General features: G+C 63.8%; 16 protein-coding genes. 11 read left to right on the top strand and 5 right to left on the bottom strand.

Translation table 11 applies throughout. The features are described from left to right. Positions 1 to 6: 6 nt before the first annotated feature. Positions 7 to 1,002, bottom strand: a complete 996-nt coding sequence (gene galE, locus BRAS3843_RS38500; protein ID WP_008974729.1) for a UDP-glucose 4-epimerase GalE — start codon at positions 1,000 to 1,002, stop codon at positions 7 to 9. A gap of 498 nt (positions 1,003 to 1,500) precedes the next feature. On the opposite strand from galE, the gene BRAS3843_RS38495 reads away from it, so the two are divergent. From BRAS3843_RS38495 to BRAS3843_RS38485, 3 genes are all read left to right on the top strand, one after another. Further along, entirely contained in the window at positions 1,501 to 2,547 is a 1,047-nt protein-coding gene (locus tag BRAS3843_RS38495) for an HlyD family secretion protein (protein WP_244425574.1), read from the top strand. Next, positions 2,534 to 4,174 carry an MFS transporter gene (locus BRAS3843_RS38490; RefSeq protein WP_008974727.1) on the top strand — a complete coding sequence of 547 codons (1,641 nt, stop codon included), beginning with the start codon at positions 2,534 to 2,536 and terminating at the stop codon, positions 4,172 to 4,174. The genes BRAS3843_RS38495 and BRAS3843_RS38490 overlap by 14 nt, the downstream gene beginning before the upstream one ends. A 245-nt stretch (positions 4,175 to 4,419) precedes the next feature. Next, entirely contained in the window at positions 4,420 to 6,006 is a 1,587-nt protein-coding gene (locus BRAS3843_RS38485) for an OprO/OprP family phosphate-selective porin (protein WP_035984193.1), read from the top strand. Between the two features lie 514 nt (positions 6,007 to 6,520). On the opposite strand, the gene BRAS3843_RS38480 is transcribed toward BRAS3843_RS38485, so the two are convergent. After that, the gene (locus BRAS3843_RS38480; protein WP_008974725.1) at positions 6,521 to 7,987 is read right to left on the bottom strand and encodes a M81 family metallopeptidase; all 1,467 of its coding nucleotides are present in this window, start codon (positions 7,985 to 7,987) and stop codon (positions 6,521 to 6,523) included. 206 nt (positions 7,988 to 8,193) lie between these two features. Further along, the gene (locus BRAS3843_RS38475) at positions 8,194 to 9,348 is read right to left on the bottom strand and encodes an OpgC domain-containing protein (RefSeq protein ID WP_008974724.1); all 1,155 of its coding nucleotides are present in this window, start codon (positions 9,346 to 9,348) and stop codon (positions 8,194 to 8,196) included. 856 nt (positions 9,349 to 10,204) lie between these two features. Here BRAS3843_RS38475 and BRAS3843_RS38465 point away from each other — a divergent pair. Further along, on the top strand, positions 10,205 to 11,182 hold the full coding sequence (locus BRAS3843_RS38465) for an AraC family transcriptional regulator (RefSeq protein ID WP_008974723.1): 978 nt from the start codon (positions 10,205 to 10,207) through the stop codon (positions 11,180 to 11,182). 183 nt (positions 11,183 to 11,365) lie between these two features. Here the strand turns inward: BRAS3843_RS38465 and BRAS3843_RS38460 are convergent, their stop codons facing one another. Beyond that, positions 11,366 to 11,977 carry a TetR/AcrR family transcriptional regulator gene (locus BRAS3843_RS38460; protein WP_008974722.1) on the bottom strand — a complete coding sequence of 204 codons (612 nt, stop codon included), beginning with the start codon at positions 11,975 to 11,977 and terminating at the stop codon, positions 11,366 to 11,368. 211 nt (positions 11,978 to 12,188) lie between these two features. On the opposite strand from BRAS3843_RS38460, the gene BRAS3843_RS38455 reads away from it, so the two are divergent. The 7 genes from BRAS3843_RS38455 to BRAS3843_RS38425 all read left to right on the top strand — a co-directional run bounded on the left by BRAS3843_RS38455 (position 12,189) and on the right by BRAS3843_RS38425 (position 21,230). Further along, a complete protein-coding gene (locus tag BRAS3843_RS38455; RefSeq protein WP_008974721.1) occupies positions 12,189 to 13,421 on the top strand; it encodes an efflux RND transporter periplasmic adaptor subunit in 1,233 nt (410 codons plus the stop codon). Between the two features lie 137 nt (positions 13,422 to 13,558). After that, the gene (locus BRAS3843_RS38450; RefSeq protein WP_008974720.1) at positions 13,559 to 16,747 is read left to right on the top strand and encodes a multidrug efflux RND transporter permease subunit; all 3,189 of its coding nucleotides are present in this window, start codon (positions 13,559 to 13,561) and stop codon (positions 16,745 to 16,747) included. Between the two features lie 129 nt (positions 16,748 to 16,876). Next, on the top strand, positions 16,877 to 17,065 hold the full coding sequence (locus BRAS3843_RS38445) for a hypothetical protein (RefSeq protein WP_008974719.1): 189 nt from the start codon (positions 16,877 to 16,879) through the stop codon (positions 17,063 to 17,065). Between the two features lie 112 nt (positions 17,066 to 17,177). After that, a complete protein-coding gene (locus BRAS3843_RS38440; protein WP_008974718.1) occupies positions 17,178 to 18,218 on the top strand; it encodes an ABC transporter substrate-binding protein in 1,041 nt (346 codons plus the stop codon). Continuing rightward, complete coding sequence (locus BRAS3843_RS38435; protein ID WP_008974717.1) at positions 18,215 to 19,306, top strand: ABC transporter ATP-binding protein; 1,092 nt, start codon at positions 18,215 to 18,217, stop codon at positions 19,304 to 19,306. The genes BRAS3843_RS38440 and BRAS3843_RS38435 overlap by 4 nt, the downstream gene beginning before the upstream one ends. Positions 19,307 to 19,341: 35 nt before the next feature. Next, positions 19,342 to 20,454 carry an ABC transporter permease gene (locus tag BRAS3843_RS38430; protein WP_008974716.1) on the top strand — a complete coding sequence of 371 codons (1,113 nt, stop codon included), beginning with the start codon at positions 19,342 to 19,344 and terminating at the stop codon, positions 20,452 to 20,454. Next, positions 20,451 to 21,230 (top strand): ABC transporter permease, encoded by a 780-nt coding sequence (locus tag BRAS3843_RS38425; RefSeq protein WP_008974715.1) that lies wholly within the window; start codon positions 20,451 to 20,453, stop codon positions 21,228 to 21,230. Before BRAS3843_RS38430 ends, BRAS3843_RS38425 begins: the two co-directional genes overlap by 4 nt. 347 nt (positions 21,231 to 21,577) lie before the next feature. Here BRAS3843_RS38425 and BRAS3843_RS38420 read toward each other — a convergent pair whose 3' ends face one another. After that, positions 21,578 to 22,477, bottom strand: coding sequence for an NAD(P)-dependent oxidoreductase (locus BRAS3843_RS38420; protein ID WP_008974713.1), 900 nt, complete (start codon positions 22,475 to 22,477; stop codon positions 21,578 to 21,580). Positions 22,478 to 22,983: the final 506 nt, after the last annotated feature.

Raw genomic sequence — 22,983 nt, 5'->3', positions numbered from 1 at the left:
GGGACGTCAGGCGATGCGCGGATGCGCCTTCTGGTGCCAAGCCCAGGCCGAGCGGATGATGGTGCCGAGATCGGAACGGCGCGCCTTGAAGCCGAGTTGACGCTCGGCCTGCGAGGGATCGGCGACCAGGATGGCGGGATCGCCGGCGCGGCGCTCGCGATAGACCAGCGGCACGGATTCGCCGGTCTCGGTGCGGATCGCATCCACGATCTCGCGCACCGAACAGCCGGTCCCCGTACCGAGGTTGAAAGCACCGCCGGGATTGCCCTGCAGCAACAGTTCGACCGCCGCGATATGGGCGGCGCCGAGATCGTCGACGTGAATATAGTCGCGCACCGCCGTGCCGTCGGGCGTGTCATAGTCGGTGCCGAAGATCGCAAAGTCGGCCACATGGCCCAGGATCGCCATCAGCGCACGCGGGATCAGGTGCGTCTCGGGATTGCGCAATTCACCGATCACCGCCGACGCATCGGCCCCGCAGGCATTGAAATAGCGCAGGCAGATCGAGCTGAAGCCATAGGCCGCGCGATAATCGGCCAGGATCTGTTCGATCATGTATTTGGAGCGGCCGTAAGGGTTGACGGTCGGACCGGCCGCGCTCTCCGGGATCGGCTCGCGGCCGGCATTGCCATAGACGGCGCCGGTGGAGGAGAACACCAGCCGATTGCAGCCGGCCGCGCGCATGCCCTGCAACAGGCCGAGCGTGCCCACGACATTGTTGAGGTAGTATTTCTGCGGATCGGCGACCGATTCGCCGACTGCGCTCGATGCCGCCAAATGCATCACCGCCTGCACGTCATATTGACGAATGACGGTCGCGACTTTGATGCTGTCGGCGATATCGCCGACCACCAGCGGGCCCCATTGCACGAAGCTGCGATGGCCCGTCGTCAGATCGTCATAGCAGACGGGAAGAAAGCCGGCCTCGGCGACCGCCTTGCCGCAATGAGCCCCGATATAGCCAGCGCCGCCGGCAATCAGGATCGCACCCTTATGTCCCATCTGTATGCATTCCCTGTTCAATCGCGTGGTCCCGGCCTGTTAACGCGGCCAAGGTGAAATGGACCCAAAGATAGGATATTCTCCCCGGAAGCACAAAACGGCGTCTCCGATAGCGTTAATCGGCGACCGTGCCGAGGTTGGAAAAAGCGGTATCCAGCATTCGCCCCCCGACCATGGCCGGCTGCGCCCGAGAACCGCAGCGCGCCCAAGACAACGTTTGGATGAGCAGATCTGATCCCGTGATAGTGGCTGGCCCGTCGCGCCGTTCTATCGTATGAGAACCGTCATACTCGTGCGGCTCGTGCCGGGCTTCCGAGGTTCGTATCATGTCGCGATGATCTCTTTGCGAATGTCGGGAACCGGTGACCACATCAGCCGTGGAACGCGAGGCAATGGAGATGCGCCGTGAGTGAGCAATCGGGCAGTGTCGTCGCACCACCGGCTGGCCCCGCTCCCGCCGCTGCCCCTCGCGCAACAACGGCTGCGCCCGGCAGTTCATTGGCGCGGCTTGCAATCCCGCTGTTGGCCGTGATCGTCGCGCTTGCGTTCATCGGCGTTGCCACGCTGCGCTGGGACGCCTGGGTCGGCAGCGCCGCGGTGCAGACCACCAACGATGCCTATGTCCGGGCTGAGCTGACGAAACTGTCCAGCCGCGTCGCCGGCGAAGTGCTTAAGGTCGACGTCAGCGACTTCCAGCGCGTCAAGGCCGGCGATCTCCTGGTCCAGATCGACCCGGCCGATTACGAGGCGCAGGTTGCGCAGGCCGAGGCGACGGTGGAAGCCGCGCAGGCCGCGCTCGATAATCTGAGCAACCAGATCGAGCTGCAATATGCGACGATCGCGCAGGCCGAGGCGCAGCAGGTCTCGGCCGGGGCGGCCGAGGTCGAAGCGCGGGAGGAGCAGGAAAGGCAGCAATCGCTGTCACAAAGCGAGGCCGGCACCCGTCAGAAGCTGGAACAAGCGACCGCCGCCTACGCCAAGGCGCAGGCCGATGTGCGCGCCAGTCGCGCGGTCATCGCTGCGCAACGCCATCAGCTCGAGGTGCTGCAAGGGACGAAGAAGCAGCGCGGCGCCGATCTCGCCGGCGCCAAGGCCGCGCTCGCCGCAGCCAGGCTGAAACTCGGCTATACCCGAATCACGGCGCCGTTCGACGGCATTGTCGGCGAGCGGCAGGTCCAGCCCGGCGACTACGTCAATATCGGCAGCAACCTGATCGCGGTGGTGCCGCTGCCGCATGTCTATGTCATCGCCAACTACAAGGAAACCCAGCTGACCCATGTCGTGCCCGGCCAGGCCGTCGAAGTCACTGTCGACAGCTTCCCCGGCGAGAGGCTGCACGGCCGGGTGGAGCGGATCGCACCGGCATCGGGCTCGCAATTCGCGCTGCTGCCGCCCGACAACGCCACCGGCAATTTCACCAAGGTCGTCCAGCGCATTCCGGTGCGCATCCAGCTCGACGACAATCAGCCGCTGCTCGCGCGGCTGCGGCCGGGGATGTCGGTCGTGACCCACATTCACGTCGACCGCGCCGATGGCGGACAATAGCGCGGCCAATCGTGGGCCGGTCTCGCGCGGCGAGGTCGCGCGCTATCCGCTGTTTGCGGTGGTCGCCGTGCTGCTGGGCGCATTCCTCGCCAATTTCGACAGCCGGCTCACCTCGGTCGGCCTCCCGGACCTGCGCGGCGCCTTCTCTCTCAGCTTTGACGAAGGCGCCTGGCTCTCCACCGCCGCGATCGGCTCGCAGATCCTGATCGCGCCCGCCGTGGCCTGGCTTGCGACCGCGTTCGGCCTGCGCCGCGTGCTCGGCATCCCGAGCCTGATCTATGCGCTGATCTCGCTCATCATCCCCTTCGTGCGTCACTACCCGACGCTGATCGCGCTCAGCATCGCGCACGGCATGCTGCTCGGCACGTTCGTGCCGGCCACGCTGATGATCATCTTTCGCAACCTGCCGATCCGCTGGTGGCTGCCGGCGATCTCGCTCTATTCCATCCGCGTCGGGTTCGCGCTGGACTCTTCGACCGCGCTGGTCGGCTTCTATGTCGAGCATCTCGGCTGGCAATGGCTATACTGGCAGGGCGTCGCGATCGCGCCGCTGATGGGGCTGATGGTCTATCTCGGCACGCCGGCCGAGCCTGTGAACCGCGAGCTGGTGAAGGACGCCGATTGGGGTGGCATGCTGTTGCTCGGCACCTCGGTTGCGATGATCTATGCCGGCCTGGACCAGGGCAACCGGCTCGACTGGCTGCAGTCGGGCACGGTGATGGCGCTGCTGCTCGGCGGTGCCGCGCTGTTTGCGATCTTCCTGATCAACGAAGTTCTGGTCCGGCAGCCGTGGGCGCATGTGAACGTGCTGTTCTCACGCAATATCGGGCTCTCGCTCGCCGTCATCCTGCTCTACACCCTGACCAGCCTTTCCAACTCGTCACTGGTGCCGAACTTCCTCGGCACCATCACCCAGCTGCGGCCCGAGCAGAGCGGCGTGCTGCTCCTGACCTACGGCGCACTTCCGATGATCGCCCTGGTGCCGCTCTCGATCTGGCTGCTGCGTCATTTCGATCCCCGCATCGTCGTGATCATCGGATTTTCGACCTTCGCCGCGGCCAACCTGCTCGGCACGCAAGTCACCAATGCATGGGCCCGCGAGGACTTCATCCCGATCGTGCTGCTGCAGTCGGTCGGCCAGGCCTTCACCCTGCTGCCGATCATCATCATGGCGTTGTCCAACTCCGATCCGTCGCGCGCGACCGCCTTTGCCGCCTACATCCAGATCATGCGGCTCGGCGGCGCCGAGATCGGCGTCGCATTGATGGGCACCTGGCTGCGCGTGCGCGAGCAGGTGCACTCCGCCTATCTCGGGCTCAACATCCAGAGCGGAGATCCCGATGTTGCACGCGTGCTGCAGCGGCTGCTCAACTATTTTTCGAGCTACGGTGCCGGGCAGGCCCAGGGCCGCGCGGTCGGCACGCTCGCGGCGCAGGTGCAGCGCGAGGCCAATGTGCTCGCCTATATCGACGGCTTCTGGCTGTGCTTCTGGCTTGCGATCACAGCGCTCGGCTTGGTCGCCCTGGTCACGCGCGCACCGCAGGGCCCGCTCTCACCGACGCCATTGAAACTAACAGGCAGCCGGCCCCGGCTGATTGACGCAACGCGGCCTGACGCGGCCCCTTAGCGCTTTCACTTACATATGATGGTCTCATGTTGCAGATCTGCGACATGCGGACCTCGACGCATTCAGCGTTTCAGCCGTCCTCCGCGTGGATTGGATGATCGATATCATCCAAGCAGACGTCCCCCCATGTTGTTTTCACAGAGCAGGAATCAGCCAATCGCGAATAGGCTGTCGCAGGACCTTCACCCGAGTTTCCTACAATTTGAGGCGATTGCAGGGTGGCTGTAGCTACAAAGGGGATTATCATGACCATACGAACGGCAACGATGGTGGCCGTGGCGGGGCTGCTGGCAGCGTCGTCGGCGCACGCGGCCGAGAGCAGCGAGGCCGAGATCGCGCTGTTGAAGCAGCAGCTCAAGATCCTGGAGCAGAAGCTCGACAGGCTGCAGAAGCAGACCACGGCCAATACACAGGCGGCCGCGACGGCGAGCGCGAAAGCGGAAACCGCAAAGGCCGACATCAAGGCCGCGGTCGCCAATGCCAATGCGGCGATCCCGACCAAGGGGCCGGTGGCGGCATCCGGCGTGGTCGTGACCATGCCGAACAACCGTCCGACCATCTGCACCATCGATGGCGAAAACTGCATCTCGCTGACCAGCCGGCTGCATTTCGACGTCGGTGGCTATAACTACCGGCCCAACAGCGCGGCGACGTCACCGCAAAAGCTCGACAGCGGCGAGAACGTACGCCGCGCGCGCATCGGCATCTTGGGTAAGTTCTTGGGCGATTGGAATTATGCGTTGATCTATGATTTCGGCGGTTCGTCCGATGGCTTCGGCGGCACGGCACCCGGATCGCTCCCGGGCGGCGGCACCTCGGGCGTCGAGAACGCCTATCTGAGCTACACAGGCTTCAGACCGTTCGGCGGCAAGATGGCGATCGAGGGCGGCATCATGGACCTGCCCTGGACGCTCGATGAGTCCACGAGCTCCAATGACATCCTGTTCATGGAGCGCGCCTCGGCCGGCATCGTCGCGACCAACATCGCGGCTGGCGACTTCCGCTCGGCCTTCGGCTCGCGCTGGTGGAATGACCAGTTCTGGGCCGGCGCCTACGTCACGGGACCGACGACCGGCCAGATCCACTCGGCCTCCAGCGTCACGCCTGCAGCCAGCAGCGAGCAATATGGTGCGGTGGCGCGCGTCGCCGGCCAGGTCGTCAGTGGCCCGGACTATTCATTCCACCTTGGTGCCGATGCGGAATGGCTGATCCAGCCGCCGCGCAACCTCGTCACGCAGGCGCAGACACTGACCCTGAGCGACCGTCCGGAGCTGCGGATCGATCCGACCACGCTGGTCTCGACCGGCGCGATCGCCAATGTCTCCAGCGCCCAGGTCTACGGCGTCGAAGCCGCCGGGACCTACGGGTCATTCTTCGCCCAGGGCGAATATTATTGGTTCAACGTCGACCGCACCGCCAACACCGGCCTGCCGCCGTTCGGCGCCTCGAGCCTGAAATTCCAGGGCGGCTATGTCGAGGCGAGCTATGTCCTGACCGGCGAAAGCCACAAGTACAACGCCGCGAGCGCCTCCTACGGCGGCGTCGCGCCGTCACACCCGTTCTCGTGGCAGGCGGGCAATTGGGGGGCCTGGGAGATCGCCGGACGCTTCAGCACGATCGACCTGAACGACCAGCTCGCGACCGCTGCCGGCATCGCCGGTGGACGGCAGAACATCTACACTGCGGGCCTGAACTGGTACGTCAGCAGCAACATCCGCTTCATGTTCAACTATCTGCATGGCGACATCTCCAAGCAGGCCAGCTCGACCAGCACCGTCAATGCGGGTTCGACGTTCGATGCCTTCGCGATGCGCACGCAGGTTGCGTTCTGATCGATCGCATCCTGATGAGTCGAGTAGCAAAAGCCCGGCGCTCGCGCCGGGCTTTAACTTTTCGGAGCCGATATCACCTCGCACGTCGACCCCTTCAGCTGCATGTTGTATGCCGCCCGAGCAGGTCGCCACATCTGGCGGTGAACAGATCACGCACCTGACAGCGCGAGCGATTCGGACATGCTTCGTTCGAAGCCTGTTCCAGAACTTAAGAGCAGCGCGCATAACGTCTCGTTTTGAAGCATCTGATGGACGCGACCGCCGACATCTTCGGCGGCTCGGGCACAGCCCGGCACTTGCGCCGAGCTTAACTTTTCGAGTTCGAATCTAAACGGCCGCGCTGATCTGCTCGAGCTGAATATGGCGTGCTTCGCCTGCCAAGGCCCGACATCTAGTCGTGAACAAGTGACGCACTTGGCCCCGCCAGCGATTCGGACATGCTTCGTTCCGACCACGTTCCGAAAGTTAAGAGCGCTGGCGCTGGCGTCGCATTCTGGCACATCGACGCCGCGCCTCACGCCCTTGGCAATTCATCGAGTGGCCATTTCGGGCGTTTGATCTTTTTGTACGGCAAGGTGGTCACGTCGCGCGCCACCACGCCGGGCGCATCAACCGTGATCACGGCGGTTGCGATCGGCGCATAGGCCGCGCGGAAATGCTGTGCTGACTTGACCACGACGAGCTTGCGGGTGCGCGGGTCGCAGCCGAGCTGGGTGAAGAGATCGGTGCCGAACGCCTGGCAGCGAAAGGTCGTGATCACGACCTCGACACCGTCGCAGGCGATCAGCGCGCAATCGCCGAGCTTGGCCGGCGTGCCGGCGAGCCCCGTCATCACCATGTCCGACTTCAGCGCCTTGATCTCCCAGGTGGCGTCGACGGGATCACCGGAGAGCGGCCCGATCTTGCCGCCAATCCGCAGCGGCAGCTTCGCGCCGACGCCGGCATCGAAGGCGATGCGCACCGCGATCGGATCCCAGATCGGCCCCAGGCACACATTGCTGATTTTTCGCGCGATGATCCGGTGCAGGAGGAAGGTGGAATCGCCGGGCGCGCCGCCGCCGGGATTGTCGCTGGCGTCGGCCAGCACGATCGTCCCCTCGGTGCCCAGCGCCTGATCCAGTGCCGCGTCGATGCCGGGCATGCGCTCGGTCACGGCGTCGCGCATCGCGATCAGCTCGTCCGCGAGCCGTCGCGCCAGCGCCTTGGCGCTGACACCATCCGGGTCCGCGGCCGCATCGCTATAGACGAGGACCTTACTGCCCATGTCAGGCGTATCGCCCCAGCCGAAGCCGTGCACGATCGAAGCCGAGACGATGCCGTCCCTGCCCTCCAGCGCGCTCACGCGATCGACAAAGCTCCGCACCGGCTCGCGGGTGGTATGCAGGGTGACGATCATATCGGTATCGACCAGCGCGTGCCGAAGCTTCAGCCGCTTCTCGGCCAGCGCGGTGCAGAACGCGACCAGCTCCTGCGCGCGCTCAAAAATGTCGGTGTGCGGATATTCCTTCCAGCAGATCAGGAGATCCGCCCCTGCGACCATCGCGTCGCTCATATGACAGTGCGGATCGAGCGTGCCGCCGATCACGACATCGGGCCCGACGATCTCGCGGACGCGCGTGATCAGCTCGCCCTCGCAGTCATCATAGCCATCGGCGATCATCGCGCCGTGCAGACCGAGCAGCACCATGTCCACCGGCAGTGCCGCCTTGAGATCGGCAAGGATCTGGTCGCGCAAGGTCTCGAAAGTGGCGCGGGTGACGACACCATTGGGCACGGCGGCCGCAACCAGCCCCTCGATCAGCGTCCAACCCTTGGACGGTCCGACCTGCCGCGCCGCCCATAACGGCCCGCCATGCATCTGCATCTTGTCGGGATGGGTGCCGGCGGGAAAGTAGGCCCGCTCATGAAAGGTGGCGAGCCCAGTGGGCATCGGCGCGAAAGTGTTAGTCTCGGTGGCAAGAGCGGCGGAGAAGACACGCATGGAGGCTGAACCCGATCGGTCGCAAGGGAAGGCAGGCGCGCATCGTCCCGGCCGACGACGCCGCTACAGAGAAACCAACCGGATCAAGAAGCGCAAGAGACTCACGCGAAGAGCGACCGCCGCGCAGCGCATGGGCGGACCACACGGTATGCTCGGCGTCCTGATCGTTCTCCACTCGCGCCCGAGAGCTCCGGGCTTCGTGCGCCTTACCTCGACTGCGTCCACTGGGGCTGACGCCCGCGCTTGTTGCCGATCGCGTTCAGCAGGGTCGCGACGACGATCATGACCAGGATTCCAGTAAGGCTGAGACCGATCTGCATTGCGAGCCGGTCGGAAATCTCAACCAACGTCAGGTGACCGGCAAGCGCCAGCAGAACGCCGAGACAGTATATCGGGAGCGAATTCTCGCCACAGCGCCTCGCGCAGCGCATCACCGCTGTCGATAGCCCTCGCCAATCCCGAGGAATGAGCCGACATGCCACGATTGCAAGGGCCAGGAAATGCAGCAACCGCAACGGACCAAGATTGGATTTGTCCAAGGGCGAGAAGCCACTCGCCAATGACCGGGGCACCGGCGGCTTGATATCCCAACTCAGCGCAAGGATCAGGGCTAAAGCCAGGTAGAGAACCGCAAGAACGAGCACCGGGCGCCACGCCACCCACGGCCGGATCTTCTCTCCCTCGATGACGCACCAGGCGCCAAGAACGACCAGAAGCTGCCAAGCCAGCGGATTGAAGTACCAGACGCTGTTGGGCCAGGCTGGAACGCTCCAGCCGAAGATCTGCACGAGCGCATAAAGCAACAATGAAAGGCCGAGCGTCACGTTGGGTGCTCGCAGCAGCAACCACAACAGCGGAGCGAACAACACATGATAGATCACAAAAACGGGCAGCACGTCGGTGTTGACCGGGCGGTATTGCAAGATGGCGGCTTGCTCGAGCGCGGCGCCCGGACTTTCGAACAGAACCCGCGTGTTGCTCTCGTCGGCAAGATGGTCGATGCCCGCGAGGTGGACGAGGATGGTGCAAGCGACCGTGAGCAGCAGAAACGCCGCATAGATGTCCCATCCCCGCCGCAGCGAACGGCCGATCATGCCGCTCCAGCCCTCGCGCTGCTGTGCCCTGCCATAAGCCAACGCGCAGGTCACGCCCGAGATGAACATGAAGATCTCGGCGGCATCACAGAAGCCATAGCTGCGCGGTGTCAGCCAGCTTGCGATGTTGTTGGGAACATGGTCAAGAAAGATCCACCACAGGGCGAGGCCGCGACAGACATCGATGCGGAGGTCGCGGCCAGATCCCCCCAACTCCGGCGGAGTTTGATCGATCAATCGCGTCGCGGTTTGAGTTCTATCGTGCATTTGTTGATCTGCCTGGCGAGCTCGCATGCCGTCATCGGATCTACGTCGACGAGATACCCGGATACTTCAGGAGCTCCGCGTACCGAGCGAATGCCCGACCGATCGATGCGGTTACAAGCCTCGGGCTACCTGATGGTTGGACTTTCTTTCCCTACCCGGTTGCTCCCCTGATCATCTGGGTCGCACGCGTCGAGGTCCACCGGAGGCCCTTGCTGGACTCCGCCGACCATCGGGATGAAAAGCTGCTTCCGCATTTCGGCGAGGCGAGCACGGCAATATTCACGGTAAAACATCTCGATTATGATGGACATCATCAAACCCCGCTTGATCATGACCGTCGACGTCACCCGCAACAGATTTCATTTCAACCGGCAGATCCAAACCAGCAGCGCCGAAAATAGTTGTGTCCGACAAACCGAGCGATGTGGCTGCCGGTCCACGACACGAAATTGGTATCAGAGGACAGCCAGCCGTGCGTTGTCATCTGCACGCGGATCGTTGAGTTCGATCAATCGCGAAGGATGTCGTAAAGCTGTGATTTGCGCTTGCATGTTGATAGAGTCGTCTGAATTGGAGTCGACAGCAGCAATTAGAAATAGAGCCATCATGATCTTCTCTTCTTAAAGGAGATTTTTTCTCAAATCATTATAGTGCTGATTTAATGTCCGCGACGTAAGCCAGTTCACATACGCATCGATCACAGGTGAATGAGACTATCAGACCAATGGTGTAGCGTCTTGGACTCATGCGTACGGCTCTAGAGAAGGCCGGTGCGCGGACTGCAAACTTCGAATAGCGACCGTAGATTGTCGCGGCATTTCATCCCGACGTCTGGTTCAAAGGCTGGAGGTCCCCCGTGTGTAAGGACGCAGCCGAATTTGTCTCGCATCATTTCTCCACGCGCGAGCTTCCGGAACGGATGCGACTCCCGCTGTGGCGCGACTACTTTGGGCGGGGCTTAGTTCACGCCGAGATCGAGCCGCTATCGAAGGCTCCGTTTCAGGCCGACGCAACGTTGCAAGCGATCCGGGGTTTGCGCAAGCTCGCATTGAGAGGCTCCTCGATGCGCTTCAAGCGTTTGCGCGCGAACCTCGCTGATGGTGATGACTCGATTGGAATTGTCGTCTGCTCTCTCGGCAAATGTCAGCTGTCGCAGCGTGGCCGCGAAATTGACCTTCGCACCGGCGATGCGATCGCAATTCTGCATTCCGAAATCGCCACCGTCACCTATGTCGATGGATTGTTGTTCGGCCTGGCGGTACCGCGCGAAGAGCTTGCAGAGCGCGTGACGAATGTCGAAAGGCTCACGATGCGGCCTGTTTCGCACCGAACTGAAGCGCTCCGACTCCTCATGGCTTATCTGAAGTCGACATTTAACGAAAATGTTTTGGCCGCTCCCAACCTGCGTGATGCGGTCGTGGCGCATATCCATGATCTCGTGGCGATCGCAATCAGCGCATGCCTCCCCTTTGGCGAAAGCAGTACGAGCGCGGTCGTCGCCGCGCGCCATACTGCCGTCCTCGATTACATCGCAGCACACTTTCAGGAGCCGGGGCTCAGCGTCCAGACGGTCGCTCGTTGCCAAGGCATCTCGCCGCGCTATCTGCAGCGCCTGATCGCGTCATCAGGATCATCGTTCACCGGATACGTGAATGAGTTACGGCTCCAACAAGCGCTGAAGCTTCTGACCGAATCAAATGGCGGCGCGCAGCGAATCTCCGATATCGCGCTGCAGGTCGGCTTTTCCGATGTTTCGCATTTCAATCGCCTGTTCCGAGCGCGTTTTGGCGATTCGCCGCGCAACCTTCGGTTTGCACGCAGGGATCCCTGCTGAGCGGCATGATGTCGCGGATCGGCGCGCGTGGGCGAGGCTGCAAGTGAATCTCTGCTTTGGGTCCAATTCGAGAAGACTCAAATGAGGATCATGTGTCGCTGCGCGTGCATTTGCGACCTGATCACCTCAGGCTGACCGCTAGCAAGGGCACTCGGACGCGACAGGCGTCGCGAGAACGCCACGTCATGTCTCTGGTCTGCCTGACGACTGCTCCTCGACCGCCTTCACCGCGACGGCCGCGACCTGGGCCAAAGCGTCGCGGTCGGCGCCTGAGGAGGCCATCACGCCCATGCCGACGCTGACCGCGGAAACGTAGCGCGCGAGCGCCGCCGGGTCGGCGGACAGCTTCAGGTCGCCTTCGTCCTTGGCCCGTGCGAAGCGGTCGCGCAGCTGCTCCTCGGTCTGGGCGCGCCGGGCGGCGAGTTCGAACGGCACGCTGGCCGAACCGGTGCCGCAGGCGATTCCACCCTGGACCAGCAGGCAGCCGGGCGGATTGGCGGGATCGGTCTGCTTCTCCGCTACGCCCATCAGCATCCGCTCGGCAACGTCGCGAGCGGTGGGCGCGCTCAGCACCTCCTCCATCCAGGCGGCGCGACGTTCGGTGTAGCGGTCGAGCGCGGCCTTGAGGAGACCTTCCTTGCTGCCGAACGCGGCGTAGAGGCTCGGCGGATTGATGCCCATCGCCTCGGTCAGCTGGGCGATGGTGGCGCCCTCGTAACCATGACGCCAGAACACCTCCATTGCCTGGTCCAGCGCGGCGTCGCAGTCGAATGTTCGGGGTCGTCCCATGCCCATTGGCCTCTCTCCTGCCCCTGCTGCCCGCTTCTGCAACGTTCCGGCGCTTGCCGGCGTTCGGCTATCTTATTGTTCTTTCGAGAGCTTTCTTTGATCTGGCGCAGTTTCCCCACAGGGGGCTACCATTTTCGTAGTATCCGATACATAAGTGTCTTGCGAAAGGCTTGCCAGCGCTACATCTGTAGTGAGCACTACAATATGGAGCGCGCGAATGCCCTCGCACAAGAATCCCCCTTTCGGCCGTCTCAAGCGGCTGCTCGGCACCGTCGCGGTCGCCGCTGTCCTCCTTGCCGGCGCTTCGGTGGCTGGCAATCGTTATTTCAATACCGCCCCGAACGCGGCCATGGCCGCGGCTCCAGAGCAGGCCGTGCCTGTGACCGTTTCGGTGGTCGAGCCACGCCAAGCCACGCTCTGGGATGAATTCTCCGGGCGGCTGGAGGCGGTCGAGCGGGTCGAGGTCCGGCCGCGGGTGGCCGGCGCTATTCTTTCGACCAATTTCACCGAGGGCGCGCTGGTGAAAGCCGGCGACGTACTGTTCAAGATCGACCCCGCGCCTTACGCCGCCGAAGTGGACAAGGCCCAGGCCCAGCTCGAAGCCGCCAAGGCGCGTGCGGCCTTTGCCGCCAACGAGCTGGAGCGCGGCGCGCAACTGGTCGGCAACGCAGTCGTGACTCGGCGCGACTACGACCAGCGCGACAATGGCAATCGCGAGGCCATTGCCAACGTCAAAGCCGCGGAAGCGACCTTGCAGACCGCCAAGCTCAATCTCGACTACACCGAGGTCCGCGCGCCGGTGGACGGTCGGGTCGGCAAGATCGAGGTCACCGTCGGCAATCTCGTCGCCGCGGGGTCGGCCTCGCCGGTGCTGACCACGCTGGTGTCGGTCAACCCGATCTATGCGAGCTTCGACGCCGACGAAGAGGTGGTGCTGCGCGCGCTGAATGCGGTCGCTGACGCCTCCGGCAAGCGCGGCAATCTCGACCGCATCCCGGTCGAGATGACGACGTCCGGCGGCTTTTCCGCCAAGGGCCATATCCAGCTGATCGACAATCAGGTCAACGGCCAGAGCGGCACGATCCGCGTGCGCGCCGTGTTCAAGAACGACGAGGGCCGGCTGATCCCGGGCCAGTTCGCGCGCGTCCGCATGGGCCAGCCGCAGCAGCAGACGCTTGTGCTGCTCGACGAGCGCGCCATCGGCACCGACCAGGACAAGAAATTCGTGATGGTGGTCGGCGACGACGAGCGCGCGCTCTACCGTCCCATCACGATCGGCGGCACCGTCGAGGGGCTTCGCATCGTGCAGACCGGCCTCAAGCCCGGCGACCGCGTCGTCGTCAACGGCCTGCAACGCGTGCGTCCCGGCGCCCTGTTGAAGACGCAGGTCGCCGCGATGGGCGAGCGCGACGGCGCAGCGTCCGACAACAAGCAACTTGCAGAGCGCTGAACTTGGGTGGGGAAGCGGCAGCGACGAGCTCTGCCACCCTCTCCCCTTGTGGGAGAGGGTAACACTGCCCAAGCGATTTAGACCCTGACTCATCACGACGCATTCGCCGAAACGACATTTCCGCTACGGGGCGAGCCATGAACCTCTCCAAATTCTTCATCGACCGGCCGATCTTTGCCGGCGTGCTGTCGATCCTGATCTTCCTCGCCGGCCTGATTGCGCTGTTTGCGATGCCGATCTCGGAATATCCGGACGTGGTGCCGCCCTCGGTCGTGGTGCGCGCCACCTATCCCGGCGCCAACCCGAAGGTGATCGCCGAGACCGTGGCGACCCCGATCGAGGAGCAGATCAACGGCGTCGAGAACATGCTCTATATGAGCAGCCAAGCGACCACCGACGGCGCGATGACGCTGACGGTGACGTTCCGCCTCGGCACCGATCCGGACAAGGCCCAGCAGCTGGTGCAGAACCGGGTGCAGCAGGCCGAGCCGCGCCTGCCCAACGTGGTTCGTCAGCTCGGCATCATCACCAAGAAGAGCTCGCCCGATCTCACCATGGTGGTGCACCTGAACTCGCCGAACGGCCGCTATGACATGACCTATCTGCGCAACTATGCGGTCCTCAACGTCAAGGACCGCCTGGCGCGGATCGACGGCGTCGGCGACGTGCAACTCTATGGCGCCGGCGACTATTCGATGCGGGTCTGGGTCGATCCGCAGCAGGCCGCCGAGCACGGGCTGACCGCGAGCGACATCGTCAAGGCGATCCAGGCGCAGAACGTCGAGGCCGCGGCCGGCGTGGTCGGCGGCTCGCCGAGCGTCAAGGGCCTCGACCTGCAGCTCTCGGTCAACGCCGAGGGACGGCTGTCGACCGAGGAGCAGTTCGGCGACATCGTCGTCAAGACCGGCGGCCGCGGCGAGGTCACGCGGTTGCGCGACGTCGCCCGTATCGAACTCGGCGCCTCCGAATATGGCTTGCGCTCGCTGCTCGACAACAAGCAGGCGGTCGCAATCCCGATCTTCCAGGCGCCGGGCTCGAACGCGCTGCAGATCTCCGACAACGTCCGCGCGACCATGGCCGAGATCAAGAAGAACATGCCGGAGGGGGTCGACTACCAGATCGTCTACGACCCCACCCAGTTCGTGCGCTCCTCGATCGAAGCCGTGGTGCACACCCTGCTCGAGGCCATCGTGCTCGTCGTGCTGGTGGTGATCCTGTTCCTGCAGACCTGGCGCGCCTCGATCATCCCGCTGCTCGCGGTGCCGGTCTCGATCATCGGCACCTTTGCGGTGATGCATCTGTTCGGCTTCTCCATCAATGCGCTCAGCCTGTTCGGCCTGGTGCTCGCGATCGGCATCGTCGTCGACGACGCCATCGTCGTGGTCGAGAATGTGGAGCGCAATATCGAGTCGGGGCTCACGCCGCGCGATGCCACCTACCAGGCGATGCGCGAGGTGTCGGGACCGATCATTGCGATTGCGCTGGTCTTGATTGCCGTGTTCGTGCCGCTCGCCTTCATCTCGGGGCTGACCGGGCAGTTCTACAAGCAGTTCGCGCTGACGATCGCGATTTCGACCGTGATCTCGGCCGTCAACTCGCTGACCTTGTCGCCGGCGCTGTCGGCGCTGCTGCTCAAGGGCCATCACGACCCGAAGGACCGGCTGACGCGGTTTCTCGACAAGGCGCTGGGCTGGTTTTTCCGTGGCTTCAACCGCGTGTTCGTGAAGGCCTCGGACAATTACAGCGGCACCGTCAGCAAGGTGATCTTCGGCAAGGCTGCCATACTGGGGCTCTATGTGCTCCTGATCGGCGCGACCGCGGTGCTGTTCAAGCAGGTCCCGAGCGGCTTCGTCCCGGGCCAGGACAAGCAATATCTGGTCGGCTTCGCCCGCCTGCCGGATGGCGCCACGCTGGATCGCACCGAAGAGGTGATCCGCAAGATGGGCGACATCGCGTTGACGCAGCCCGGTGTCGAGAGTTCGGTGCAGTTTCCGGGCCTGTCGATTTCCGGCTTCACCAACTCCTCCAACGCCGGCATCGTGTTCTCGACGTTGAAGCCGTTCGACGAGCGCAAGGACCCGTCGCTGTCGGGGCCCGCGCTGGCGATGGCGCTCAACAAGAAATATGCCGGGATCCAGGACGCCTTTATCGCCATGTTCCCGCCCCCGCCGGTCAACGGCCTGGGCACGATCGGCGGCTTCAAGCTGCAGATCGAGGACCGCGCCGGCCTTGGCTATGACGCGCTGAACGAGGCCACCAAGGCGTTCCTTGCGGGCTTGCAGAAGGCGCCTGAAATAGCGGGCGTGTTCTCGAGCTTCCAGGTCAACGTGCCCCAGCTGTTCGCCGATATCGACCGCACCAAGGCGCTGCAGCTCGGGGTGCCCGTCACGGAGGTCTTCAACACCCTGCAGATCTACCTCGGCTCCTACTACGTGAACGACTTCAACAAGTTCGGCCGCACCTATTCGGTCTATGTGCAAGCCGATGCGCCGTTCCGGGCCCGGGCCGACGACATCCGGCAGCTCAAGGTGCGCGCCGCCTCCGGCGACATGGTGCCGCTCTCCGCGCTGCTCCACGTTCGTCAGAGCGCCGGACCTGAGCGCGCGATCCGCTATAACGGCTTCCTGTCGTCCGACATCAACGCCGCGGCGGCGCCGGGCTATTCGTCCGGCCAGGCGCAGGCCGCGGCCGAGCGTGTCGCGGCGGAAACCCTGCCCCCCGGCTTTGCCTTCGAATGGACCGACCTGACCTATCAGGAGTTCATCGCCGGCAATTCCGGCCTCTGGGTATTTCCGCTGGCGATCCTGCTGGTGTTCCTGGTGCTCGCCGCGCTCTATGAGAGCCTCGCTCTGCCGCTCGCGATCCTCCTGATCGTGCCGATGGCGCTGCTCGCCGCGATGTTCGGCGTCTACATCTCGAAGGGCGACAACAACATCTTCACCCAGATCGGCCTCATCGTTCTCGTCGGCCTCTCCGCGAAGAACGCGATCCTGATCGTGGAGTTCGCGCGCGAGCTCGAATTCGCGGGCCGCTCGCCGATCCGCGCCGCGATCGAGGCCAGCCGGCTGCGGCTGCGGCCGATCCTGATGACGTCGATGGCGTTCATCATGGGCGTGCTGCCTCTGGTGCTCTCGACCGGCGCAGGCTCGGAGATGCGCCGTGCCATGGGCGTGGCGGTGTTTTCCGGCATGATCGGCGTCACCGTGTTCGGCCTGTTCCTGACGCCCGTGTTCTATGTGCTGCTGCGGACCGTCACCGGCATGAAGCCGCTCACCCAGCACGGGGATCACGGAACCATCGGTCACATCGCGCAGGCGGCGGAATAATCGCGGCGAATGTGAGTTCATTCATAGAACCGCGCGGCGAAATGGAGGACGCCACCTCCATTGCGCCGTGCCGACCCGGTGGCCGGACCCGCGCCCGGCCACCGGGTCATTGCAGTTGAGGAGTTTACCATGGAACTTTTGAATCATCTTGTCGCTGCCCGTCTCATGAAGGACACGCAGCTTTTCGAGCGCGTCGGCCGACATGATGCGACGACGCCACGGTTGCCACGGCCGCTCGATCCCACTTTGCCGGCCGCCGATCTCGCCGCGGACCTGCCCGAGATGGCCCAGCCGACGGCGCCCGCCCGCGCGCGATAACGGCCTCCGAGTTGTGACCCCGGCGGAATGCCCGCCGGACCCACGTTAGCCTTGACTTCCGATGCTCGCGCGCGAAGATTTGACCGTTCACGGTTCGGTCAAGGGGGCATCGATGAAGGTTTTGCTGGCGGCACTGGCGAGCGCGGCCGCCTTGATGAGCGTTTCGCCCCCGGCCCATGCCCGCGATCTCACCGTCGTCTCCTGGGGTGGCAATTACCAGGACGCCCAGCGCAAGATCTACTTCCAGCCATTTGCCGCCAAGATCGGCGCCACCGTGCTCGACGAGAGCTGGGACGGCGGCTACGGCGTGTTGCAGGCGAAGGTCAAAGCCGGCACCCCGAACTGGGATGCGGTTCAGGTCGAGGCCGAGGAGCTCGAGCTCGGCTGCAGCGACGGCATCTATGAGAAGATCGACTGGCAGAAGATGGGCGGCAGGGACTCCTTCGTTCCCGCCGGGGTCAGCGACTGCGGCGTCGGGGCGATCGTCTGGTCGACCGGCATCGCCTATGACGGCGACAAGCTCAAGGATGGCCCGAAATCGTGGGCTGACTTCTGGGACACGGCGAAATATCCGGGCAAGCGGTCGTTACGCAAAGGCGCCAAATACACGCTCGAATTCGCGCTGATGGCCGACGGCGTGCCGGCGGCGGACGTCTACAAGGTCCTGAAGACGCCCGAGGGCGTGGAGCGCGCCTTCAAGAAGCTCGACGCGCTCAAGGGTGACATCGTCTGGTGGGAGGCCGGCGCGCAGCCGCTGCAGCTCCTGTCATCCGGTCAGGTCGTGATGACGTCGGCCTATAATGGCCGCATCAGCGCCATCAACCGCTCCGAGGGCAAGCATTTCGGCTTCGTGTTTCCGGACAGCATCTATGCGGTCGACAGCTGGGTCATCCTGAAGAACTCGCCCAACAAGGATGCCGCGATGAATTTCATCGCCTTCGCCAGCCAAACCGAGAACCAGGCCAAGCTTCCCGAATACATCGCCTACGGCCTGCCCAACATCGCCGCGGCCAAGCTCGTTCCGGAGAAATACGCCGCCGAGCTGCCGACCACGCCTGACAATCTCAAGCGGGCGATCCCACTGAATGTCGGCTTCTGGACCGACAATTCGGAAGAGCTCTCCAAGCGTTTCAATGCCTGGCTCGCGCGTTGACACCGTTCATCTCGTTCAGACAGGTCACCAAACGCTTTCACGCCCTGACGGTCGTCGATCAACTCGATCTGGGCATCGCACGCGGCGAATTTGTCAGCCTGCTCGGGCCGTCCGGCTCCGGGAAGACCACGCTTTTGATGATGCTCGCAGGATTCGAGCAGCCGACCAGCGGCACCATCCATGTCGACGGCCGCCGCATCGACGAGCTGCCGCCCTACAAGCGCAACATGGGCGTCGTGTTCCAGAGCTACGCGCTGTTTCCGCACATGAGCGTGGCCGACAACATCGCCTTTCCGCTCAAGATGCGCGGTACGCCGAAGGCTGAGATCGCGGAGCGCGTCGCCCGCGTGTTGGATATGGTCAAGCTCGGCGCGATGGCGGGTCGGAAGCCCGCGCAGCTCTCGGGCGGCCAGCAGCAGCGCGTGGCGCTGGCGCGGGCGCTGGTGTTCGAGCCGCAGGTCATCTTGATGGACGAGCCGCTCGGCGCGCTCGACAAGAAGCTGCGGGAGCAGATGCAGCTCGACATCCGCGACCTGCATCGCCGGCTCGGCCTGACCATCGTGTTCGTCACCCACGACCAGGACGAGGCGTTGACGATGTCGGACCGGATCGCCGTCTTCAATCACGGCAGGATCGAGCAGATCGGCACGCCGGCGGAGATCTACGATCTGCCGCGGACGCCGTTCGTGGCGGAATTCATCGGCGAGACCAACCTGCTGCCCTGCATGATCGAGGCGCGATCGGGTGACACGCTCCGCCTGACCTCCGAGTCCGGCCTGACACTGTCCGCGCAGGCCGGCTCCGCTGCCGTTGAGGACGGCCGGGTCCAGATCTCGATCCGGCCCGAGGTCATCAGGATCAACGACCCGGCGATCGGCGCCAACGGCCTGACGGCGCGCATCGTCGATGCCGTCTATTTCGGCGACCATATCCGGCTGATTGCGACCGTCGGCGCGCAGCGCCTGATCATCAAGAGCGAGCGTGCGCGGCAGCGCGCCGACATCGGAGACGAGGTCGCGATCTCCTTTGCGCCGTCGGACGTGTGGGTGGTGGGATCATGCGGCGGCCAGACGTCCTCCAACGCCTGAAATCGTTGCTGCTGCTGGCGCCGCTGCTGGCCTTCATGCTGGTCTTTTTCGTCGCACCGCTGGTGACCATGATGACGTCGGCGGTGTCGGATCCGGTGGCGACCAACGCGCTGCCGCGCACGGCACGGGCGCTGGCCCGCTGGGACCGGGCCACGCTGCCGACCACAGCACAGCAGGCGGCCTTGGTGGCTGATCTACGGGCGCTGACCAATGACGAGCAGTTCGGCGATCTGGTGCGGCGGCTCAACAGCGCCCAGTCAGGTTTCCGCAGCCTGCTCGGCAAGACCCGCCGCGCGCTCGGTGCCTCCGGCGAGGTGGATCTGGCGGCGGTCGATGCGCGGTGGGCCGAGATCTCCTACTGGGCGACGATAGCAGATGCGGTGGCCTCGAGTTGGACCGACAAGAACCTGCTCGCCGCGGTCGACCTGGAGCGCAACGCGGCGGGAGCGATCGCCGCGATGCCGGAGGGCGCCTCGGCCAACCGCCTGATCCTGATCCGCACGTTCGTGACCGCGGCGATCGTCACCGCCGCCTGCATCGCGATCGGACTGCCATTCGCGATGGTGGCCGCATCGGTGCAGGGCTGGCGACGGCAACTCCTGCTCGGCGCCGTGCTGCTGCCGCTCTGGACCTCGCTCCTGGTCCGCACCGCGGCCTGGTACATCGAGCTGCAGGACAACGGGCTGATCAACGCAACGCTGAAGAGCCTCGGCATCATCTCCGCGCCGATTCCACTGATGTTCAACCGGCTGGGCGTCGTCATCGCCATGACCCACGTGCTGCTGCCGTTCATGGTGCTGCCGATCTTCAGCGTGCTGATCGCGATCCCGAAAAACCTGATGCCGGCGGCGGCGTCGCTGGGGGCGCCTCCGCTGCGGGCCTTCCTGCACGTGCTGCTGCCGCTCTCGATGCGCGGGGTGGTCTCCGGCGGCCTGCTCGTGTTCATGGCTGCGCTCGGCTACTACATCACGCCGGCCCTGATCGGCGGCGCCAATGACCAGATGATATCCTCCGTCATCGCCTACTACGCCACGGCGGCGGCCAATTGGAGCATGGCGGGCGCGCTCGGCCTGGTGCTGCTGGCCATGACCATCCTGCTCTATGCAGTCTATATCCGGCTCGCGTCCGACGAGGAGCAGCGGGCATGAAGACGCTCGGGGTTGCGAAATTCGTCTTTGCGAGCCTGATCGTCGTCTTCCTGCTGGGCCCGTTGATCGCGATCCTGCCGCTGTCGTTCACAGACAGCGTCTTCCTCAACTATCCGATTCCCGCCTACTCGACCCGCTGGTTCCGCGAGCTGATCGAGGCCGAGGCCTGGCGCCTGTCGATCGTCAACAGCGTCATCATCGGGAGCGGCACTACCGTGCTCGCGACCGTGCTCGGCACCTCGGCCGGGCTCGGGTTGCGGGGACGCCGGTCCTCGCTGCTGTTCTCGAGCGTCCGGACGCTGTTCCTGCTGCCGATGGTCGTCCCGGCGGTGGTGCTCGGGGTCGGCATGCAGCTGATGTTCGCCCGCTACGAGCTGGTCAACACCTATATCGGCGTCATCATCGCGCATACTGTGGTCGCGGTACCGTTCGTGCTCGTCAATGTGTCGTCTGCCCTGCAAGGTATCGACGCCAGGCTGGAGCATGCGGCGGCGAGCCTGGGCGCATCACCGCGCACCGTGCTGTTTTCGGTGACGCTGCCGATCGCGCTGCCCGGCATCGTCTCGGGCGCGCTGTTCGCGTTTGCAACCTCGCTCGACGAAGTCGTGCTCACGCTGTTCGTGGCGGGACCGAATCAACGAACCTTGGCGCGGCAGATGTTCGCCACGATCCGCGAGAACATCAGTCCCGCGATCGTCGCCGCGGCGGCTGTCTTCATCGTCGGCACGATCGTGCTGGCGCTGGCGATGACCGCCATCCGCCACCGCATGTCCTGAGCGCGCACTGCGGCGGCCCGCGCGGGCGATCGTGCCGCAATGCCTGCTTTGCTACGCCACAACCACCGTCATTCCGGGGCAAGGCCGCAGGCCTAGAACCCGGAATCTCGATATTGTCTCGCGTCTGTTCTGAACGATTTCGAGATTCCGGGTGCAAACGCAACTGTCGGCTGTGTCCGCTCCGTCATGGCCGGATTTGGCCCGGCCATCCACGTCGCAAGACCGGTCATCCACGTCGGAAGACTTGGAAAGAGAGACGTGGATGCCCGGGTCAAGCCCGGGCATGACGAGCACCCAAATGCCTCTCGTCGCGAAAGTCTGCTCTCGTCAGATGCGTTCGCCCTGCCCTACCCGACCTTCACGTAGCTCCGCCAGTTGTGCGCTTCCTTGAATCCCAGCACCTCGCGCGCCTTCCGGTTCGACAGCGGCGCCTCGTCGTCCTTGAGCTCGCGGGTCAGCGGCACATCCGGGCAATGGCGGCGCAGCAGCTCGCGCGTCGGCATCGTGGCGGTGACGGTGTCGTTGACGGCGTTGAAGACCTGATAACCGAGCCCGTCCTTCTGGATTGCGAGGTGCACGATCTCGCCGAGGTCGCGGGCGTCGATATAGGACCAGGCATTGCGCTTGCGCGACGGCGGATTGGCGAGAAAGCCGGGGAACATGTCGTATTCATGCGGCTCGATGACATTGCCGATGCGCAGTGCATAGATGTCAATACCATAGCGCATGGCGAAGGCGCGCGCGGTCTTTTCGTTCACCACCTTGGACAATCCATAGGAGTCCATCGGGTCGGTGTCGTAGTCCTCCTCGAGCGGGAAGCTCTTGAAATCCTTGTCGCCCTCGGCGAAGCAGACGCCGTAAGTGGTCTCGCTGGAGGCGATCACGATCTTGCGGACACCGAGCTTCGCGGCGGCCTCGATCACGTTATAGGTGCTGACGGTGTTGACACGAAATGTCTCATTGTCGGGCTCAATGAGGACGCGCGGGATCGCCGCAAAATGCACCACCGCGTCCGGCGCCGACGGCGGCTTGCCGGCGTTGAAGCCGCCGAAGCCGAAATGCGTGGTCAATGCGTTGAACGCCTGGCCGCTGTCGGTCAGATCGGCGATCAGGGTGTTGATGCCGGGATGATCGAACGGCTTGAGATCGACGTTGAGCAGCTCGTAGCCCTTGCTCTTGAGATGCGGCAGCACATGCCTGCCGGCCTTGCCGGTTCCCCCGGTGAACACCACGCGCTTGCCTGTCATGTGTCTTCTTGTCCTTGTTGGTGCGTGAACGCGACGTTTGTATCAGCTTCCGCGCCGCTGGCTCTATAGGAAATTCAATTCGAGAGGCAGACATCGGCGGTGGATGTCTCAGTTTGAAATTTCAGACGGCTCAGAGCTTGATCGCCAACTGCCCGGTGATATGGAGCCACAGGCCGCACATTAGGGTCCCGGTCGAACACCAAAGGACAAAATAGAAGATCAGTCGTAAGAGGTTTCCGTCATTGCGTCGGTAAAAAGAACGGTCCGGGTTGGATATCTGGTTCTCCTCTCCGATCAACTTGCGGGCAGCCCGTACAAGAGCCAACGCTCCGAAAAAACAAATTGGCAATAGGATGGACAACAAAATCTCCGTTCAAGCGTGAGATTGATCAGATGTTTTAGGTCATAAAACGCGCCTCAAAGGGAGAGGCTTGGATTGATGCCTCCGGCCTGAACGTCAGAGGTCGGACGATGCGTTCGTCATACCAAGGGCGGANATTTGAAAA

The organism is Bradyrhizobium sp. STM 3843, from assembly GCF_000239815.1.
Taxonomy (GTDB): Bacteria; Pseudomonadota; Alphaproteobacteria; order Rhizobiales; family Xanthobacteraceae; genus Bradyrhizobium.
This window is presented reverse-complemented; position numbering and strand designations above follow the sequence as displayed.

What these genes read in the sequence shown, in the direction of transcription:
- BRAS3843_RS38485 (WP_035984193.1), top strand. Translation starts at nt 4,420, where the DNA reads ATGACCATACGAACGGCAACGATGGTGGCCGTGGCGGGGCTGCTGGCA.
- BRAS3843_RS38490 (WP_008974727.1), top strand. Translation starts at nt 2,534, where the DNA reads ATGGCGGACAATAGCGCGGCCAATCGTGGGCCGGTCTCGCGCGGCGAG.
- BRAS3843_RS38475 (WP_008974724.1), bottom strand. Translation starts at nt 9,348, where the DNA reads ATGCACGATAGAACTCAAACCGCGACGCGATTGATCGATCAAACTCCG.
- BRAS3843_RS38425 (WP_008974715.1), top strand. Translation starts at nt 20,451, where the DNA reads ATGAAGACGCTCGGGGTTGCGAAATTCGTCTTTGCGAGCCTGATCGTC.
- BRAS3843_RS38455 (WP_008974721.1), top strand. Translation starts at nt 12,189, where the DNA reads ATGCCCTCGCACAAGAATCCCCCTTTCGGCCGTCTCAAGCGGCTGCTC.
- galE (WP_008974729.1), bottom strand. Translation starts at nt 1,002, where the DNA reads ATGGGACATAAGGGTGCGATCCTGATTGCCGGCGGCGCTGGCTATATC.
- BRAS3843_RS38420 (WP_008974713.1), bottom strand. Translation starts at nt 22,477, where the DNA reads ATGACAGGCAAGCGCGTGGTGTTCACCGGGGGAACCGGCAAGGCCGGC.
- BRAS3843_RS38440 (WP_008974718.1), top strand. Translation starts at nt 17,178, where the DNA reads ATGAAGGTTTTGCTGGCGGCACTGGCGAGCGCGGCCGCCTTGATGAGC.
- BRAS3843_RS38445 (WP_008974719.1), top strand. Translation starts at nt 16,877, where the DNA reads ATGGAACTTTTGAATCATCTTGTCGCTGCCCGTCTCATGAAGGACACG.
- BRAS3843_RS38450 (WP_008974720.1), top strand. Translation starts at nt 13,559, where the DNA reads ATGAACCTCTCCAAATTCTTCATCGACCGGCCGATCTTTGCCGGCGTG.
- BRAS3843_RS38430 (WP_008974716.1), top strand. Translation starts at nt 19,342, where the DNA reads ATGCTGGTCTTTTTCGTCGCACCGCTGGTGACCATGATGACGTCGGCG.
- BRAS3843_RS38480 (WP_008974725.1), bottom strand. Translation starts at nt 7,987, where the DNA reads ATGCGTGTCTTCTCCGCCGCTCTTGCCACCGAGACTAACACTTTCGCG.
- BRAS3843_RS38460 (WP_008974722.1), bottom strand. Translation starts at nt 11,977, where the DNA reads ATGGGCATGGGACGACCCCGAACATTCGACTGCGACGCCGCGCTGGAC.